The organism is Erwinia papayae (assembly GCF_058241465.1).
In genome coordinates, this window is the sequence record NZ_JBZCHT010000009.1 from 636,801 (window position 1) to 654,665 (window position 17,865).

The following is a 17,865-nucleotide window of genomic DNA, read 5'->3' on the forward strand; positions in this document are numbered from 1 at the left end:
GGCGCAGCCGCCGAACGGCGGTGGCCCTCTCAGCATCATGTCAGGAGCCGCCCGTATGGGGTGTCAGACGATTCTTACCCGAGCCCTGACCAGCTAACTGGTCGGGAAGGCAGCAACCGGTGGTTTACGGGATAAAGATCCCCCACCGGCTGCCGATAAGAAGGTCAATTGACCCTGTTCTGAGGTGGTTATGTTCAAGCGTATAAAAGTCGTCACCGGTCTTGCCGGTGTGCTGGTGTTATTTGCTGTTCTTCAGTCAGGAACCGGCGGACTGTTTTACAACACGGTACATAATGATAAGAAAAACTTTCAGTTCAATCAGCAGTTGCGCACGTTACAGCAGGCGATGGGCAGCGCGTGGATTGCGTTGATCCAGACCCGCAACACGCTGAACCGAGCCGGAATTCGCTATCTGCTGGATGCGAAGCAGGCTGGCTCCGGAGCCACGGTCAACGAACTGGTGACGCAGGCGCAGCAGAGCCTGGACGCAGCAGACAAATCGCTGGCGGTGTTTAATGCCAGTCTGTCAGAAAAAGGCAGAAATGCGGAGAACGTTAAAGCCCTCCAGGCGGGGTATCAGCAGTTTCACGACGCTCTTTCTTCTCTGATTGTCATGCTGCAAAACGGCAATTTTAACGACTTTATCGCCCAGCCCACCCAGAGCTATCAGGACAGTCTCGACAAAACCTATAACGCCTGGCTGGAAAGAAATAACCAGCTGACGGCAGAGGGCAGCCAGGCCAATGACGATGCGTATCAATATGCCATCTGGACGCTGTGGACGGTGCTGGTCACCTTCCTGCTGGCCACCGCCGTGGTCTGGCGGGGGATAAATACCATTTTGCTGCATCCTCTGAACAGTAACATTGCGCAGATCCGCCGCATTGCGGAGGGCGATCTGACCCATCCGATTGCGGTGGAAGGGCGCAATGAAATGGCGCAGCTGGCGCAAAACCTGCGTGAGATGCAGCAGTCGCTGGTGCGTACGGTGAGTGAGGTGCGCGACGGCTCCGATGCGATCTATTCCGGGGCGGGTGAAATCTCCGCCGGAAACAACGATCTCTCCGCACGAACTGAACAGCAGGCGGCGTCGCTGGAACAGACCGCCGCCAGTATGGAACAGCTGACCGCCACGGTGAAACAGAACGCCGAAAACGCCCGTCAGGCTTCGCAGCTGGCACGCAGTGCTTCTGATACGGCGCTGAAGGGCGGCAAGGTGGTGGATGGCGTGGTGAAAACCATGCACGACATTGCCGGTAGCTCGAAGAAAATTGCCGATATCACCAGCGTGATTGACGGTATTGCCTTCCAGACCAACATTCTGGCGCTGAACGCGGCGGTGGAAGCGGCGAGGGCCGGGGAGCAGGGGCGCGGCTTTGCGGTGGTGGCCGGTGAAGTCGCAATCTGGCACAGCGCAGCGCCCAGGCGGCAAAGGAGATTAAAGGATTGATCGAGGATTCGGTATCCCGCGTCGACAGCGGTTCGGTACTGGTGGAAAGCGCGGGAGAAACCATGAGCGAAATTGTCAGCGCCGTCACGCGCGTGACCGACATTATGGGGGAAATCTCGTCGGCCTCTGACGAACAGAGCCGCGGTATCGATCAGGTGGGCGCAGCGGTGACCGAAATGGACCGCGTTACCCAGCAGAACGCCTCGCTGGTGGAGGAATCAGCCACTGCGTCTGCGGCGCTGGAGGAGCAGGCGCGTCGTCTGTCACAGTCGGTGAGTGTGTTCCGCATCCGTAAAGAAAATGTCATTCAGGCCGTTAATAACAGCAGAAGCGAGCAAAACGTCCTGCTGACGCCGGTTGCAGCGCCGCGCAAAGCGCTGGCTGCGCCGGTTTCTGACAATAACTGGGAAACCTTTTAACTCATTTTTGCCGCTAAGTGCGACTAAGCAGGAGATTTTGATGTTCAGCCGGATACGTATCGCCACCGTGATTCTGTTTTTACTGGGGCTGTTTTGCCTGATGCAGATTGTCAGCAGTGGTCTTTCCTTTAACTCTTTCCGCCTGGATGCGCGTAACCTGCACGACGTGGAAGTCAGCGGCAATCAGCGTGAATCGCTGGGACAGAGCTGGGCGGCGTTGCTCAGCGCCCGTGTCACCCTGAGCCGTGCCGGAACGCGTGCGGCACTGGGAAAACCTCGCGATCAGGTAATAAGTTTGATGACAAAGGCTCAGGAAGATCTCAACGCTGCCGATAAAGCCTATAAGGAATTTGATGCCATTGCGGTCAGCACGCCGGAAGCACAGCAGCTGAAGCAGGCGATGAAGGCGGAATATGACAACTATTCCCGGGAGCTGGCGCAGCTGATTGCTTATCTGCAAAACAACCAGTTGCAGGATTTTCTTGATTCACCTACCCAGGGTAAGCAGGACCGCTTTCAGGTTCAGTACAACCTGTGGATGGTGTATATCGATCAGATGCGTGAGCACGCCAGCCGGGCCGGTGAAAGTTTTTATACCCAGTCGAAGGTGATTTTCATTGTGGCGGTGGTGACCTCACTGCTGGTAACCCTGGCGGGCATCATCTGGGTGAGAAAAGCGGTGATTGGGCCTCTGGCTCTGATGCGACGTCATTTTGAACGGATTGCGGCGGGGAACCTGGGGGGGCATATCGATGCCTCAGGGCGTAATGAACTGAGCCAGCTGTTTGGCAGTCTGCAAAGTATGCAAACCTCACTGGCCGGCACGGTCAGCGCGGTGCGCGATGGCAGCCACGAAATGCACACCGGCATCCGTGAAATGGCCTCTGGCAATAATGATCTGTCAGCCCGTACCGAACAGCAGGCGGCCTCGCTGGCAGAAACGGCAGCCAGTATGGAACAGCTGACGGCAACGGTAAGCGGCAACGCCGACAACGCCCGCCAGGCGTCACAACTGGCGAAAGACGCCTCCACCACGGCACACAAAGGGGGCGCGCTGACCGGCAGGGTGGTGACCACCATGAATGAAATTGCCGCCAGCTCGAAAAAGATTGGCGACATTACCGGGGTGATTGACGGCATTGCCTTCCAGACCAACATTCTGGCACTTAATGCGGCGGTGGAAGCCGCCCGTGCCGGGGAACAGGGGCGGGGATTTGCGGTGGTTGCCGGTGAGGTTCGCAGTCTCGCGCAGCGCAGCGCTCAGGCCGCGTGTGAGATAAAAGGACTGATTGAAGAGTCGGTTGGCCGGGTGCAACAGGGATCGACGCTGGTCGCCTCGGCCGGGGAAACGATGGAAGAGATTGTGCAGAGCGTGACGCGGGTAAATGACATCATGGGCGAAATTGCCTCGGCATCCGACGAACAGCGTCGCGGAATTGAGCAGGTCGCGCTGGCGGTGAGCCAGATGGATCAGGTGACGCAGCAAAACGCCGCGCTGGTGGAGCAGGCAGCCGCCGCAACCGAAGCGCTGGAAGCGCAGGCGGACCATTTAACACAAGCGGTGAAGAAATTTTCACTCGCCCCCTCTGAGGGGAGCACTGACCGGCTTGCTCTGGCACCATTCAGGGAAAATAGCCTGGTTTTAACCCCTTAATCAGTACTTTGCTGGGTGGCAATACATGAAAAAATCGACGTCATTAGCATCGCAGGAAAACCCAACGCTGCTGGCCCAGATGGTGCAGCGCCTGCCGTTATCTGATGCGCACTTTAAACGTATCAGTCAGCTGATTTATCAGCGTGCGGGCATCGTGCTGGCCGACCACAAGCGGGAGATGGTTTATAACCGTCTGGTGCGCAGGCTGCGGATGTTGGGCATCGACGATTTTGGTCGTTATCTGGCGCTGCTGGAAAACGACATTAACAGTCCGGAGTGGCAGGCGTTTATTAATTCACTGACCACCAACCTGACGGCGTTTTTCCGCGAGGCGCACCATTTTCCGATTCTGGCCGAGCACGCGAAAAAGCGCAGCGGCAGTTTCAACGTGTGGTGTGCGGCGGCGTCAACCGGTGAGGAACCCTACTCGCTGGCGATGACGCTGGCGGAAACCCTGGGAAGCGGTCCGGGAAAATTTCAGGTGCATGCCAGTGATATTGACACCCAGGTACTGGAGAAGGCGCTGGCCGGGGTCTACCGCCAGGAGGAGCTGAGGACGCTCTCTCCGCAGCAAATGCAGCGTTTTTTCTTTCGCGGCACCGGCCCGCACTCCGGGATGGTGCGTGTGCGCCCGGAGCTGGCGAATGCGGTGACCTTTGCCCAGCTTAACCTGCTGGGCAATGAGTGGGCGCTGCCGGGGCCGTTTGATGCAATTTTTTGCCGTAATGTGATGATTTATTTCGATAAAGAGACACAGGAAAAGATTCTGCGGCGTTTTGTTCCGCTGCTAAAACCTGGTGGAATACTGTTTGCCGGACATTCCGAGAACTTCAGCCAGATCAGTAAAGAATTTTATCTGCGCGGCCAGACGGTCTACGGACTGACTAAGGAAAGATGATGGGCAAAATCAAAGTGTTATGTGTTGATGATTCGGCGTTGATGCGTCAGCTGATGACCGAAATCATCAACAGTCACCCGGACCTGGAGATGGTTGCTTCCGCCCCGGACCCGTTAGTGGCGAGAGAACTGATCAAAGAGCACAACCCGGACGTGTTGACGCTGGATGTGGAAATGCCACGCATGGACGGGCTGGATTTTCTGGAAAAACTGATGCGGCTGCGGCCCATGCCGGTGGTGATGGTCTCTTCTCTCACCGGTAAAGGTTCCGAAGTGACGCTGCGCGCGCTGGAACTGGGGGCGGTCGATTTCGTCACCAAACCTTCGCTGGGTATTCGTGAAGGCATGATGGCCTACAGCCAGATGATTGGCGATAAGGTGCGGGCGGCGGCGAAAGCCAAACTCTATACCCGTGGCCCTTTACCGGCACCGGCGATGCTGAAAGCCGGACCGCTGCTGAGCAGTGAAAAGTTGATTGCTATCGGCGCGTCCACCGGCGGCACCGAAGCTATCCGCCATGTATTACAGCCGCTGCCTGCCACCAGTCCGGCGCTGCTGATCACCCAGCATATGCCGCCGGGTTTCACCCGCTCTTTTGCCGAGCGGCTGAATAAACTCTGCCAGATAACGGTGAAAGAGGCCGAAGACGGTGAACGTATTTTGCCCGGTCATGCTTATATCGCGCCGGGCGCGATGCACCTGGAGCTGGCGCGCAGCGGTGCCAACTATCAGGTGAAACTGAATGACGGGCCGCCGGTCAATCGTCACAAACCGTCGGTAGATGTGTTGTTTAAATCAGTGGCGCAGTTTGCGGGCCGTAACGCCGTGGGGGTAATCCTCACCGGGATGGGCAACGATGGTGCGGCAGGTCTGCTGGCGATGAATAAAGCCGGTGCCTGGACCATCGCGCAGAACGAAGCGAGCTGTGAGGTATTTGGCATGCCCCGCGAGGCTATCGCGCTTGGGGGAGCCAGTGAAGTGGTGGATTTGCACCAGGTCAGCCAGCATATGCTGGCGAAAATTAGCGCCGGACAGGCATTAAGAATTTAACGTATAACGCAGCGCCCGTCCTGCGGGGCTACACAAAACAGGAGTAACTATGGCTGATAAAAATATGCGGTTTCTGGTGGTCGACGACTTTAACACCATGCGCCGTATCGTCCGTAACCTGCTGAAAGAACTCGGCTTCAATAATGTTGAAGAAGCTGAGGATGGCGTTGATGCCCTGGCCAAGTTGCGCGCCGGTGGTTTTGACTTCGTCATCTCCGACTGGAACATGCCCAATATGGATGGTTTGCAACTGCTGCAAACTATCCGTGCCGATGGCACGCTTGGCAAACTGCCGGTGCTGATGGTGACGGCGGAAGCGAAGAAAGAGAACATTATTGCGGCTGCTCAGGCGGGTGCCAGCGGCTATGTTGTTAAACCCTTCACAGCAGCCACACTCGAAGAGAAGTTAGGTAAAATCTTCGAAAAGTTGGGTATGTAAGGAGCCGAGATGAGCACTATTCCGAAACCAAATGTTGATGCTGCCTCGGCGCAGGACATTATCTCCCGAATCGGTTCGCTGACGCGCATGTTGCGTGACAGCCTGCGTGAGCTGGGTCTGGACCAGGCGATTGCTGAAGCGGCAGAAGCCATTCCTGACGCCCGCGACCGTCTGGATTACGTCGTACAAATGACTGCTCAGGCGGCGGAACGTGCGCTGAACTGTGTGGAAGCGTCTCAGCCGCGTCAGACAGAGATGGAGAATGGAGCAAAAGCGCTGAAGGGACGCTGGGATGAGTGGTTTGAAAATCCCATTGAACTGGCAGATGCCCGCTCGCTGGTTTCGGATACCCGTGGTTATCTGGAATCCGTCCCGGTTCATACCAGTTTCACTAACGCCCAGCTGATGGAAATCATGATGGCGCAGGATTTCCAGGACCTGACCGGTCAGGTGATCAAGCGCATGATGGATGTTATCCAGGAGATTGAGCGTCAGCTGTTGATGGTGCTGCTGGAGAATATTCCTGACCAGCCGGATCGCCCGAAAAAAGATGCCAACAGCCTGCTTAATGGTCCACAGATCAACGGCACCGCGCCTGGCGTGGTGGCGAATCAGGACCAGGTGGATGACCTGCTCGACAGCCTTGGTTTTTAAGCCACAGGGGCGAAAAACCGCCTGACTCTGCGCTGATTTCCCCGGCGCGCTGTAACCCACCGGCCCGAACTCTGTCTGGCCGGTGGGATTATTCACTCATGGCTTATCAGCCAAATAACCCCGTATTTACGCGTTTACTCGCCGCATTATTCCTGCGCCGTTCTGGCATTCTGAGCAAAATTTCTGTTGTGAAGGTGAGCTGCTGTGTCCGGGGACAGCGAAGAGGAAAAGACCGAAGCCGCAACGGCCCACCGACTTGAAAAAGCGCGTGAAGAAGGGCAGATACCGCGTTCGCGCGAGCTGACCTCGGTGCTGATGCTGGTGGCGGGACTGAGCATCCTGTGGATTGGCGGTGGCTCGATGGCGCATAAAATCGGTGAGCTACTGGCAGAAGGACTTAACTTCAATCACTCGGTGGTCAGTGACACCAGTCAGATGCTGCGCCAGATGAGCACCCTGCTGTTACAGGCGGTGTTTGCGCTGATACCGATGATGGCCGGACTGGTGCTGGTGGCGATTGCCGCTCCGATGCTGCTCGGTGGCGTGATGATCAGCGGGAAGGCGATTAAGTTCGATTTTGGCAAGATGAACCCGATTAAGGGGCTTGGCCGTCTGGTTTCTGGTCAGACGGCGGCGGAGTTGCTCAAGTCGGTGCTGAAAGCGGTGCTGGTCGGGGTGATCACCTGGCTGTATATCCGCCACCACTGGCCGGAAATGCTCAGACTGATCAGCGAGTCGCCCTACACCGCGCTGGCCCAGTGCCTCAACATGATTGCTCTGTGCAGTATTTTGATCGTACTGGGACTGGCACCCATGGTTGGATTCGACGTGTTCTGGCAGCTCTACAGCTATTACAAAGGGCTGAGGATGACCCGCCAGGATATCCGCGATGAATACAAGCAGCAGGAAGGCGATCCTCACGTTAAAGGACGTATCCGCCAGCAGATGCGCGCAGCTGCCCGCCGCCGCATGATGGCCGATGTGCCCAAAGCCGATGTGATTGTTACTAACCCGACACACTTTTCTGTCGCCCTGAAATATGACGAACTGAAGATGAGCGCACCCAAAGTGGTGGCGAAAGGGGCGGGTGAGATTGCTTTACGCATCCGCGAACTGGGTAAAGAGCACCGTATTCCGTTGTTGGAAGCCCCGCCGCTGGCGCGTGCGCTCTACCGGCACAGTGAAATTGGTCAGCAGATCCCCGGCACGCTCTATGCGGCGGTGGCTGAAGTGTTAGCCTGGGTCTGGCAGCTGCGCCGCTGGAAGCTGGAGGGTGGCCTCGCGCCGAAGAAACCCCATAATTTACCGGTGCCGGAAGCACTCGATTTTGATCCAGGAGAAAAAGACTGATGGCTCCTCTTTCCACCTTATTACGGTTACCCAAGGTTAAAGATACCCAGTGGCAGGTGATGGCCGGCCCGGTATTGATTCTGATGATCCTGTCGATGATGGTGCTGCCGCTGCCGGCTTTCATCCTCGACCTGCTGTTCACCTTTAATATTGCCCTGTCGATTATGGTGCTGTTGGTGGCGATGTTCACCCAACGGACGCTGGAATTCGCCGCCTTCCCGACCATTCTGCTGTTCTCCACGCTGCTGCGCCTGGCGCTGAACGTCGCTTCCACCCGTATTATTCTGATGGAAGGGCACACCGGAGCAGGTGCCGCCGGGCATGTGGTGGAAGCCTTCGGCCACTTCCTGGTGGGGGGAAACTTCGCCATCGGTATCGTGGTGTTTATTATCCTGGTAATCATTAACTTTATGGTCATCACCAAAGGTGCCGGCCGTATCGCGGAAGTGGGCGCGCGTTTTGTGCTCGACGGGATGCCGGGTAAGCAGATGGCCATCGATGCTGACCTTAACGCCGGTTTGATTGGCGAAGAGGTGGCGAAAAAACGTCGTGCTGAAGTGACCCAGGAAGCGGACTTCTACGGCTCGATGGACGGTGCCAGTAAGTTTGTGCGCGGTGATGCGGTCGCCGGGATCATGATTATGGTGATCAACGTTATCGGCGGCCTGCTGGTGGGGGTGGTGCAGCATGGTATGGATGTTGGCCACGCGGCAGAAAGCTACACGCTGCTGACCATCGGTGATGGTCTGGTGGCGCAGATCCCGGCGCTGGTGATCTCCACCGCCGCCGGTGTTATCGTCACCCGCGTCAGCACCGAGCAGGATGTGGGTGAACAGATGGTGACCCAGCTGTTCAAAAATCCACGGGTGATGATGCTCAGTGCAGGCGTGCTGGGCATGCTCGGCCTGGTGCCGGGGATGCCCAACTTTGTCTTTTTGCTGTTTACCAGCGCCCTGCTGGGGCTGGCCTGGTATCTGCGTGGTAAGGAGAATCAACCGAAACCCGAGCCGCAGAGTGGCATGGTGAAAACCGTTGAAACGCCAGCCAACGTTGAGGCTTCCTAGACCGACGTCCATCTGGAAGATTCGCTGGGCATGGAAGTGGGTTACCGCCTGATCCCAATGGTGGACCATATGCAGGATGGCGAGCTGCTGGGCCGTATCCGCAGTATTCGTAAGAAATTCGCTCAGGAGATGGGCTTCCTGCCGCCGGTGGTCCATATCCGTGACAATATGGAGCTGCCGCCAGCCCGCTATCGCATTCTGATGAAAGGCGTGGAGATTGGCAGTGGCGATGCCTATCCGGGGCGCTGGATGGCGATTAATCCCGGCACCGCCGCCGGTACGCTGCCGGGTGAAGCCACCGTCGATCCGGCATTCGGTCTCGCCGCCATCTGGATTGACAGCGCCCTGAAAGAGCAGGCGCAGATTCAGGGCTTTACCGTGGTGGAGGCCAGCACCGTGGTGGCAACCCATCTTAATCACCTGATTGGTCAGCATGCCAGTGAGCTGTTTGGCCGTCAGGAAGCCCAGCAGCTACTGGATCGGGTCAGCCAGGAGATGCCAAAACTGACCGAAGACCTGATCCCCGGCGTGATCACTCTGACCACCCTGCACAAAGTGCTGCAAAATCTGCTGGCGGAGCGGGTTTCCATCCGGGATATGCGCACCATTATTGAGACGCTGGCCGAGCACGCGCCGGTGCAAAACGATCCGCACGAGCTGACCTCGGTGGTGCGTGTGGCGCTTGGCCGGGCGATAACCCAGCAGTGGTTCCCCGGTAACGGCGAGGCCCAGGTTATCGGGCTGGATACCACGCTGGAGCGTTTGTTGCTTTAGGCGCTTCAGGGCGGCGGCGGACTGGAACCCGGACTGGCCGACCGTTTACTGGCGCAGGCGCAGAGTGCGCTGACCCATCAGGAGGCGCTGGGTGCGCCGCCGGTGCTGCTGGTTAATCATCCATTACGCGCGCTGCTGGCCCGTTTCCTGCGTCGTAACCTGCCGCAGCTGATGGTGATTTCTAATCTTGAGCTGACCGATAATCGTCAGATCCGCATGACCTCGACCATAGGTGGCCACTGATGCGCCGTTGGGCAGGGTGGTTACTGCTGTGTCTGCCCGGCATGGCGCTGGCGGGGGGGGGCCTGGCAGGCCAGTGGATCCGGACCCGGGTTACAACTTCGTGGTCAACAGATGTTTTCATCGGCCCTGAGCGCGCCGGAGAAAGTGAGTGGGGCGATGACCCAGATTGCCTGGCGTTACACCCTGAATGCTCCCCCGCCTTCAGAGCTGGTGGTGCATCTCTGCGCCCGGACGCGCTGCGTGGTTCTGGAGGGGGCAAGTGGCACCACGCGTGGGCTGACCAACGTCGATGCCGGAGAAACCCTGCGTTTTGTTTATGGCGTTCAGGGCAAGGGCAGGCTGCCGCAGACGTTGCGGGTGCTGGGCAATGAAGTGATGGTGAATTATCGCTGATGTCGCGGGGCGCATCAGGAAGCGCTCGCCGCGTTGATCGGGCAGGACGGTATTTTGCGCGTCCTGCCAGGACAAGGCGTGCTGACGTTAACGAAGTGACGACAGCCGCCACTTCTTGGGCATTACATTCTTTCTACCGTTTCTATCCCTAAGGTCTCCAGCCCCTGACGCAGGGTTTTCGCGGTCAATAAAGCCAGTTTCAGACGGCTCTGTCTCGTGGCTTCATCGGCTGCCGTCAGAATCGGACAGTGCTCATAAAACCCGGAGAACAGGCCCGCCAGATCGTAAAGATAGGCACACATCACATGGGGTGTTCCCTCGCGGGCAACCTGGGTGATGGTCTCTTCAAACTGCAACAAACGCACAGCCAGCGCGGCTTCACGCTCCTCGCCGAGGCGGATTTCACCATTCAGTGCGCTTTCATCAATTCCCGCTTTACGAAAAACCGAAAGGACACGGGTGTAAGCATATTGCATATAGGGAGCGGTGTTGCCTTCAAAGGCCAGCATGTTGTCCCAGTCGAAGATATAGTCGGTGGTGCGGCTTTTCGACAGGTCGGCGTATTTTACCGCGCCGATGCCCACAATATTTGCCAGCTTTTTCAGCTCGTCGGCTGGCATCTCCGGATTCTTTTCGCTCACCAGCCGGGTGGCTCTTTCCACGGCTTCATCCAGCAGGTCTGAGAGCTTAATGGTGCCACCGGCGCGGGTTTTGAACGGTTTACCGTCTTTGCCCAGCATCATGCCAAAAGCGTGGTGCTCCAGCGGAACAGATTCCGGTACGTAACCGGCTTTGCGCACAATCGTCCAGGCCTGTTGCAGATGCTGATGCTGGCGGGAATCGATGTAGTAAAGCACGCGATCGGCGTGCAGCGTTTCGTAGCGGTATTTCGCACAGGCAATGTCTGTGGTGGTATAGAGGTAACCGCCATCCTTTTTCTGGATGATGACCCCCATCGGTTCACCCTCTTTGTTTTTAAACTCATCGAGGAACACCACGGTAGCGCCTTCACTTTCCACCGCCAGACCTTTGGCCTTCAGATCGGCGACGATACCCGGCAGCATATCGTTGTACAGGCTTTCACCCATCACATCGTTGCGGGTGAGGGTGACGTTCATGCGGTCATAGATTATCTGGTTTTGTGACATGGTGATGTCGACCAGCTTTTTCCACATTGTGCGGCAATATTCGTCGCCACCCTGCAATTTCACCACATAGCCACGGGCGCGTTCAGCAAACAGCGGATCCTCATCATAAGTCCGCTTGGCTTCGCGGTAGAAGGCTTCCAGATCGGCCAGCGCGACAGGGGTGTGATCTTCGTTTTGTTGTTTTTCCAGGAAGGCAATCAGCATGCCGAACTGGGTTCCCCAGTCGCCCACATGATTAGCGCGGATGACCTTGTGACCAAGAAATTCAAGGGTACGTGCGGCGGCATCACCAATAATGGTTGAGCGGACATGACCAACGTGCATCTCTTTGGCCACATTGGGGGCTGAGTAGTCAATCACCACGGTCTGCGGAGCCACTGCCGATACACCGAGGCGCGGCGCATTAATCACGCTTTCGGCCTGGCGGGCAAGCCATGTCGTATCAAGAAACAGATTAATAAAGCCGGGTCCGGCGATCTCAATTTTGCTGACGATACCCTGCAAATCAAGATGAGTAAGCACCTCTTCCGCCAGTTGACGCGGGGCTTTACCCAGTTTTTTCGCCACGGCCATGATGCCGTTCGCCTGATAATCGCCAAACTGCACCTTAGCCGATTGCCGTACCTGAGGCTCACAACCGACCGGAGCGCCTGCTGCGATCATCGCCTGACTGACTTTTTCTGAGAGAAGAGCCTGAATATTCAACTGATTACCTTAATGATCTGGGTGGGCCTGGCGTTGAGCGCAGGCCATTGTCTGCACGATGCCAGCTGGTGAACAGGGTTGCCGCAGGCTGACGCCGTTAAAAAATAAGGGGAAAAGTATACTGCATTTCGGTTGCAGTTAGCCAGGAGGCGTTCAGGCTGAATGAACAGGGAGGGAAGCAACGGCACAGATGTTTCCCGCCCGATAAATTATTGACGGCGGCGGTTTTGACGCCAGGGGTTGGCAATAGTCTTATGGTGTTTACGTATTTTCCAGTGACGGAGAAACGCAAAACCAACCATGACCAGCAGCACAGCGAGTAAGATGAACATGAGCATTTTGGTGTTCCTTTAAAAGAGCAGATTGAATTTATAAGAAACGCAATTGCCGCGCAATATACCGGAGATAAATTAAGACTGGCGTTAGGATTCTTTTTAAATTCAATAAAATCATCGTGTTGCATGTTATTTTTTTGCAATTAATGTAAAATCAATGAAAGGGTTTGTAAATTTTCTCCAGCAGTTGTTCTTTAGTTCAATCAGAAGTAATTACATTTAAAAATAGTTATATTGTTGTCGGGCTGTTTTGCAAACCTGCCATTTTAGTCATTATCAATTTTGTAGTAATAACAAGGTGACAGCATGTTTAAAGGTAAAGCTACCGAAGAATTAAACGATTTGGTGAAAGATTTACCGGTTTTTTTGCAATCTGTTTACTCGCTTGCTGAGACGGTAGGTCTGGAATTAACCGGTTTGCATGCAGATCATATTGCGGTGCGTTGTAATCAGACAGAAACAGCGGAACGCTGGAAAAAAGGTTTTCTGCAACATGGCACGTTGCTGTCGGAAAAAAACATCAATGGCCGCCCGATAGCGCTGTTTGAGTTGGCGGAGCCTCTGGAAGTGGGACCCTGGCAGATCCCCGTTGTTGAGCTGCCCTGGCCGGGGGAAAAACGTTATCGCTACGAAGGCTGGGAGCATGTGGAAATTGTGCTGCGCGGTGCGGAGGCGTCTCTTGCCAGCCGGGCGCTGGCACTCTGTAGCGGGGAAGGGTTGTTACAACCGGGTATCTCGGTCAAACAAAGCGCCCCAAAGGGAGACGGAGAGAGCCTGGCCAATCCCGTGCTTGCGGTTTCAGACGGGCGTGTCACCATCAAATTCCATCCCTGGAGTTTGAAGGAGATCGTACAGAGTGAGCTATAAAGCGGACGTTCCGGGCTGATTCTTCACCGCGTTTTCCATTCTTCTTATCGCTTCTTTTAACAGGTCCGTCTGGCAGCCAAAATTCATGCGGACGAAGCCACGGTCACCAAAATCAGCGCCCGGTGAAAAACCGAGGCCGTGGCATTCAAAAAACAGGGCCGGATTGGCAACGTTCAACTGACTGGCGTCAATCCAGGCCAGATAGGATGCCTCTGGCGACACCACCGACAGGCCGTTGATAGCGTTGATTTTCTCCGTCAGCCAGTCACGGTTTTTACGCAGGTAGTTTAGCTGTTGTTCCAGCCAGGGCTGACCATCGCGCCAGGCGGCCGTCGCGGCGGTTAACGCCAGAATATCCACCGAGGGAACAATTCCCTGTCGCACCGCGTTAAAGCGGCTGCGCATTCCTTTGTCGGGAATGATTGCCACTGACGCACCCAGACCGGCGATATTAAAGGTTTTGGAAGGCGACAGCAGGGTAACCGAACGCTGTTCAACATCATCATTCAGACTGGCAAAGGGGATGTGTCTGAGTTCGGGCTCCATCAGCAGGTCGCAGTGAATTTCATCAGAACAGACGAACAGGTCATGGCGCTGTGCAAAATGCAACTGCTGCTCCAGTTCATCCCGACGGTAAACTGTCCCGCCAGGGTTGTGTGGATTACACAGCATCAGTAACTTTTCGCTGCCGGTCATCTGGCTTTCCAGCGAATCCAGATCCATCACCCAGCGCTGTTGCTGAAGTCGCATTGGCGCATTCAGTTGTGTACGCTGCGCCAGCCTGGCGGCGGAGCGGAAGGGTGGATAAATTGGTGTAGGGGCAATGGTGCCCTGGTGTGATTCAGTCAGGGCGCGAACGGCGATATTCAGCCCGCTGACCACGCCCGGCAAAAAAACCACCCATTCAGGTTTTATCTGCCAGCGATAGCGTTCCGCCATCCGCCTGACCAGTACTTCAGTCAGTTCAGCAGGCGCGCTGCCATAACCAAAAATACCGTGTTCAACCCGCTTTTTCAGCGCATCAATAATACAATCGGGAGAGCGAAAATCGGTGTCAGCGACCCACAGAGGCAGAACGTCGCTGTCGCCATATTTATTCCATTTAAGGCTATCGCTGTGACGGCGATCGATGCGTTGGTCGAAATTGCATACCATATTGGTGATTCCCGCTAATATAATTGCTGAACAGAATGTGCAGATATAACAACATAACTCAGAGTAAAGATCGGGAACTTTTTACACAATCAGCAGGCAGAGATTAACAGGAGAACAGGATGCTGAAACTGGAGGTATGCTGCTATGGCGCTGAATGTGCCTCAGCCGCAGAGAAAGCAGGCGCAGATCGTATTGAATTGTGTGCTGCGCCGTCGGAAGGAGGACTGACGCCTTCTGCGGGTAGCCTGATGCAGGTGCGTGAAACGGTGAGTATCCCGGTTCATCCGATTGTTCGCCCCCGTGGCGGGGATTTCTGTTTTACTGCCGCTGAATTCAGTGAGATAAAATCTGATATTGCCTTTATTCGTGAACTGGGATTTCCTGGGCTGGTGGTGGGAATACTTGATGTGGATGGTCATATCGATCTGCCGCGGATGCAGCAGATAATCGGGCTTTGCAGGGGAATGGAGGTGACTTTTCACCGCGCATTTGATCTCTGTCACAGCCCGTTAATGGCATTGCAACAGTTAACTGATTTAGGCGTCGCCAGGATCCTCACTTCCGGTCAGCAGCAAAGCGCGGAAAGTGGATTACCCTTATTAAAGGAACTTAATCGCCTGACCCAGGGTCCAATCATCATTGCCGGTGCCGGAGTCAGACTGGGCAACCTGCAAAAGTTTATTGATGCGGGACTGACTGAGTTGCACAGCTCTGCCAGTCAGCGAATTGCTTCCCCGATGCGCTACCGTAAAGCCGGGGTGTCGATGAGTTCAGTGGTGGAAACCGACGAGTTCAGTCGCACCTGCGTTGACAGTGACATGGTGGAAGCGATGAAAATTGCGATGTTACAAAGTTCCCCTGTCAGAGTCGCCTGACCCGATTTTGCCGCGCAGCACGCCGGTCCGTTGACGTGATGCTTGCAAGTACCAGGCCCCATCGTTTTGGTGGGGCTTTTTTTATGAATATCAATAAGTTAAATTCCTAATGGAGTGCTATAGGGGTACTTGAGTCGGTGGGAACAAGCAGAAATCTGCGAGATTTTACAAAGAAACTCGGGGGGTAAATCCGAGAGAACAGGGGGCAATCCAGCCCCGAGGGTCAGTCCTTTTTATGCATGCATTGGTAAAGATCAGCACCCTCTTTACGCTGCTGATCGATGTAATCTGCCAGGTCCTTAATGTGAACCATTCGCGGCGCTTTCTGTGACGTACCGGCGCGAAAAGTTGGTACAGGCAGTTTGCACAAAGCGGCTTTGCGATCGGCGTGCTCTGCTTTCATACCGAAATATTTTTCGCTAACCTCAGAAAGTGGCACAACGCCGGTGTTAAATTCAGCCAGCAGTAAAAAAACTGTATTCATGGTTGCCCCTTTTTACGACTGCCCAACAGAGACTGGTTGGCCATTTTCTGTTTAATGTCAGTACCGGATATGCCATCCGGATCCTATTCCGTTCTTACCTGGTGTATGGCCAACGTGATAGCTACCGCAATGAGGGCACGGATATATACCCATTTGCCCGCGGTCACCAAAGCGCCGTTTGATGATGTTCAGTTCCCCCAGCGCTCCGGCAGCTGTCTTATGTTTCCTTTTTTGCCCGCACTGTCTGCGCCTTAAACGGCGTTTACTGGCCATTGAAAAACTCCGGTCGCATATCTTCCAGCGCCAGCGAATAGCGATCGTATTCGACCGGTTCCAGGACCCGTTTTGATTTGGCAATGAGAGAAAACAGCCTGTTAAACGCTTCCTGTGCATCAGCCAGGTCTGGTGACAGATTTTCAAAGCCCGCCTCTATGTCAGTCATTGCTTTAACCTGGTGATAGCGCTTAACGGCCTTGTTTTTCAGCTCAGTGAAGAGGGTGATCCCCAGCTCGGGTTTTTTCTCTTCAATGATACCGCGCAGCGTAGTGGCCCGTACTGCTGTACAGGCTTTATCGATCTCGTCTCGCAGCTGCTGGGCAATATCTGACTCGTCCGATTTCTCAGGTTCAGATGGCTGGTTTACTGGTGGCGGCGCGCTGGTCACCGGCGCGGCGGTTTCTGCTGCTGGCGTGCGGTTGGTCAGCTGTGAAATGGTGACGCGCTCAGCAGCTGGGGTAATGCCGCGTTCTTCGCGGGATTCCAATTCATCGGCGGAATACACGCCAAGAATCACATCCGGACAGAACAGGCGCGCCCAGCGTTTAACGCCCAGGTATGCAAGCTGCTGGCGTGGATCGCTGCCCCACAACGTGGAGTTTCTTACCTGCGCCTGGCTGAGATACAGCACCAGTTCGCGCGGTTCATCATCCCTTTTAACGTTGCCCACACTCTGACGCCTACGCCTTTTTCGTCGTCCAGCGTCCAGCCCGGGGCAATGTATTTACTGCCCTTCTGAGATGTTTTTTCGACGAACTTACCGATAACTTTTTCCCACGGTCCGAACCAGTCATAATGGATACGGTCTTTTGTGGGAGCCATGTTATTCACTACGGCATTAACGAGCTGGGCCTCATAGCCCAGCGTGCCGCTGACGATGTGGGTTTTCTGGGCTACGGCGAAGGGATCCATGCCCCAGCGCGCTGCCTGCATGATGGTGGCCATACATGCGTCTGGTTTGCCGCGATAACGCTGTGGAACCATTTCCCCACTATCGGCCATAACACCCGCGATGTTCTTCATATGGTTAAAGAGATGGCCGGAGAAAATAGCCCACTACAGCCAACAGGGCAAAAATGGGCGAACGCTGGTTGTGTCTCTGTACCATCGCGTACAGTTACCTGGCGGGTGCTCGATTCCAAATTTTTTGGAGTAGCCCAACAACGTCGAAGAGTCTGGGTTATTGCAGGTGCTCGATCAGACTTCGATCCCGGAGCGGTTTTATTTGAGTCCGACCACGTGTCGCCGCGCATACAAAACTATTATGGAAAGAAGAAAAAATCCGAATCCCTTTCTGCTCCAGGCATTGATGGAGAATTTCGGCGATACAGTTTGAATTTTTCAACCAATTACACAGGAACATTAACAGCGTCTTATTCAGGTTCAAGCGATCAGGATATTGTGATGCCGGGTGGATTAATTATTGAGAATTTCCTGCGGAGAGTTCGTAGATTGACTCCTGAAGAGTTTGAGAAAATACAGGGTTTTCCTGTTGGCTATACAGATTTAGGGCAGACATCCCCCGGGCACAGATACAAGGCGCTGGGCAATTCTATGACCGTTCCGGTCATAAAGTGGATTGGCGAACGTATAGCCGCTGAAATTGCATTAAATTCCAGGAGCACTAAGTAAT

General features: G+C 55.1%; 14 protein-coding genes and 3 pseudogenes. 12 read left to right on the forward strand and 5 right to left on the reverse strand.

Going from position 1 to position 17,865, the window contains the following annotated elements; genetic code table 11:
- The first annotated feature begins 190 nt into the window (after positions 1-190).
- The 9 genes and pseudogenes from AC3RPL_RS07705 (at position 191) to AC3RPL_RS07745 (ending at position 10,387) form a co-directional block, all read left to right on the forward strand.
- Positions 191-1,869: pseudogene (locus AC3RPL_RS07705) on the forward strand (methyl-accepting chemotaxis protein).
- Positions 1,870-1,909: 40 nt separating this feature from the next.
- Positions 1,910-3,523, forward strand: a complete 1,614-nt coding sequence (locus AC3RPL_RS07710) for a methyl-accepting chemotaxis protein (protein WP_490739541.1) — start codon at positions 1,910-1,912, stop codon at positions 3,521-3,523.
- Between the two features lie 25 nt (positions 3,524-3,548).
- Positions 3,549-4,421 (forward strand): protein-glutamate O-methyltransferase CheR, encoded by an 873-nt coding sequence (gene cheR, locus AC3RPL_RS07715; protein ID WP_034935770.1) that lies wholly within the window; start codon positions 3,549-3,551, stop codon positions 4,419-4,421.
- Entirely contained in the window at positions 4,421-5,470 is a 1,050-nt protein-coding gene (locus AC3RPL_RS07720) for a protein-glutamate methylesterase/protein-glutamine glutaminase (RefSeq protein ID WP_490739542.1), read from the forward strand. Before cheR ends, AC3RPL_RS07720 begins: the two co-directional genes overlap by 1 nt.
- Positions 5,471-5,519: 49 nt before the next feature.
- A complete protein-coding gene (gene cheY, locus AC3RPL_RS07725; protein ID WP_034935773.1) occupies positions 5,520-5,909 on the forward strand; it encodes a chemotaxis response regulator CheY in 390 nt (129 codons plus the stop codon).
- A 9-nt stretch (positions 5,910-5,918) separates the two neighbouring features.
- Positions 5,919-6,563 (forward strand): protein phosphatase CheZ, encoded by a 645-nt coding sequence (gene cheZ, locus AC3RPL_RS07730; RefSeq protein WP_034935775.1) that lies wholly within the window; start codon positions 5,919-5,921, stop codon positions 6,561-6,563.
- 204 nt (positions 6,564-6,767) lie between these two features.
- The gene (flhB, locus tag AC3RPL_RS07735) at positions 6,768-7,913 is read left to right on the forward strand and encodes a flagellar biosynthesis protein FlhB (protein WP_034935776.1); all 1,146 of its coding nucleotides are present in this window, start codon (positions 6,768-6,770) and stop codon (positions 7,911-7,913) included.
- Positions 7,913-9,994 (forward strand): annotated as a pseudogene (flhA, locus tag AC3RPL_RS07740) (flagellar biosynthesis protein FlhA). The gene flhB and the pseudogene flhA overlap by 1 nt, the downstream one beginning before the upstream one ends.
- 111 nt (positions 9,995-10,105) lie before the next feature.
- Entirely contained in the window at positions 10,106-10,387 is a 282-nt protein-coding gene (locus AC3RPL_RS07745; protein WP_490739543.1) for a flagellar protein FlhE, read from the forward strand.
- A gap of 122 nt (positions 10,388-10,509) precedes the next feature.
- On the opposite strand, the gene argS is transcribed toward AC3RPL_RS07745, so the two are convergent.
- Both argS and AC3RPL_RS07755 read right to left on the reverse strand, forming a co-directional pair.
- The gene (argS, locus tag AC3RPL_RS07750; protein ID WP_490739544.1) at positions 10,510-12,240 is read right to left on the reverse strand and encodes an arginine--tRNA ligase; all 1,731 of its coding nucleotides are present in this window, start codon (positions 12,238-12,240) and stop codon (positions 10,510-10,512) included.
- A gap of 209 nt (positions 12,241-12,449) precedes the next feature.
- Entirely contained in the window at positions 12,450-12,578 is a 129-nt protein-coding gene (locus AC3RPL_RS07755; protein ID WP_490739545.1) for a hypothetical protein, read from the reverse strand.
- 303 nt (positions 12,579-12,881) lie between these two features.
- Between AC3RPL_RS07755 and AC3RPL_RS07760 the strand changes: the two genes are divergently transcribed.
- The gene (locus AC3RPL_RS07760) at positions 12,882-13,442 is read left to right on the forward strand and encodes a VOC family protein (RefSeq protein ID WP_490739546.1); all 561 of its coding nucleotides are present in this window, start codon (positions 12,882-12,884) and stop codon (positions 13,440-13,442) included.
- Here the strand turns inward: AC3RPL_RS07760 and AC3RPL_RS07765 are convergent.
- On the reverse strand, positions 13,437-14,597 hold the full coding sequence (locus AC3RPL_RS07765; RefSeq protein ID WP_490739547.1) for a MalY/PatB family protein: 1,161 nt from the start codon (positions 14,595-14,597) through the stop codon (positions 13,437-13,439). The two genes, AC3RPL_RS07760 and AC3RPL_RS07765, sit on opposite strands and share 6 nt — an antisense overlap.
- A 119-nt stretch (positions 14,598-14,716) precedes the next feature.
- Between AC3RPL_RS07765 and cutC the strand changes: the two genes are divergently transcribed.
- A complete protein-coding gene (cutC, locus tag AC3RPL_RS07770) occupies positions 14,717-15,472 on the forward strand; it encodes a copper homeostasis protein CutC (RefSeq protein WP_490739548.1) in 756 nt (251 codons plus the stop codon).
- A gap of 223 nt (positions 15,473-15,695) precedes the next feature.
- Here the strand turns inward: cutC and AC3RPL_RS07775 are convergent, their stop codons facing one another.
- Positions 15,696-15,956, reverse strand: a complete 261-nt coding sequence (locus tag AC3RPL_RS07775; RefSeq protein WP_490739549.1) for a pyocin activator PrtN family protein — start codon at positions 15,954-15,956, stop codon at positions 15,696-15,698.
- Positions 15,957-16,218: 262 nt separating this feature from the next.
- Positions 16,219-17,282 (reverse strand): annotated as a pseudogene (locus AC3RPL_RS07780) (RecT family recombinase).
- Between AC3RPL_RS07780 and AC3RPL_RS07785 the strand changes: the two are divergent.
- Positions 17,268-17,864: a DNA cytosine methyltransferase gene (locus AC3RPL_RS07785; protein WP_490739550.1), complete on the forward strand. Its 597-nt coding sequence runs from the start codon at positions 17,268-17,270 to the stop codon at positions 17,862-17,864. The pseudogene AC3RPL_RS07780 and the gene AC3RPL_RS07785 sit on opposite strands and share 15 nt — an antisense overlap.
- Position 17,865: the final 1 nt, after the last annotated feature.

What these genes read in the sequence shown, in the direction of transcription:
- AC3RPL_RS07710 (WP_490739541.1), top strand. Translation starts at nt 1,910, where the DNA reads ATGTTCAGCCGGATACGTATCGCCACCGTGATTCTGTTTTTACTGGGG.
- cheR (WP_034935770.1), top strand. Translation starts at nt 3,549, where the DNA reads ATGAAAAAATCGACGTCATTAGCATCGCAGGAAAACCCAACGCTGCTG.
- AC3RPL_RS07720 (WP_490739542.1), top strand. Translation starts at nt 4,421, where the DNA reads ATGGGCAAAATCAAAGTGTTATGTGTTGATGATTCGGCGTTGATGCGT.
- cheY (WP_034935773.1), top strand. Translation starts at nt 5,520, where the DNA reads ATGGCTGATAAAAATATGCGGTTTCTGGTGGTCGACGACTTTAACACC.
- cheZ (WP_034935775.1), top strand. Translation starts at nt 5,919, where the DNA reads ATGAGCACTATTCCGAAACCAAATGTTGATGCTGCCTCGGCGCAGGAC.
- AC3RPL_RS07745 (WP_490739543.1), top strand. Translation starts at nt 10,106, where the DNA reads ATGTTTTCATCGGCCCTGAGCGCGCCGGAGAAAGTGAGTGGGGCGATG.
- AC3RPL_RS07755 (WP_490739545.1), bottom strand. Translation starts at nt 12,578, where the DNA reads ATGCTCATGTTCATCTTACTCGCTGTGCTGCTGGTCATGGTTGGTTTT.
- AC3RPL_RS07760 (WP_490739546.1), top strand. Translation starts at nt 12,882, where the DNA reads ATGTTTAAAGGTAAAGCTACCGAAGAATTAAACGATTTGGTGAAAGAT.
- AC3RPL_RS07765 (WP_490739547.1), bottom strand. Translation starts at nt 14,597, where the DNA reads ATGGTATGCAATTTCGACCAACGCATCGATCGCCGTCACAGCGATAGC.
- cutC (WP_490739548.1), top strand. Translation starts at nt 14,717, where the DNA reads ATGCTGAAACTGGAGGTATGCTGCTATGGCGCTGAATGTGCCTCAGCC.
- AC3RPL_RS07775 (WP_490739549.1), bottom strand. Translation starts at nt 15,956, where the DNA reads ATGAATACAGTTTTTTTACTGCTGGCTGAATTTAACACCGGCGTTGTG.
- AC3RPL_RS07785 (WP_490739550.1), top strand. Translation starts at nt 17,268, where the DNA reads ATGGCCGGAGAAAATAGCCCACTACAGCCAACAGGGCAAAAATGGGCG.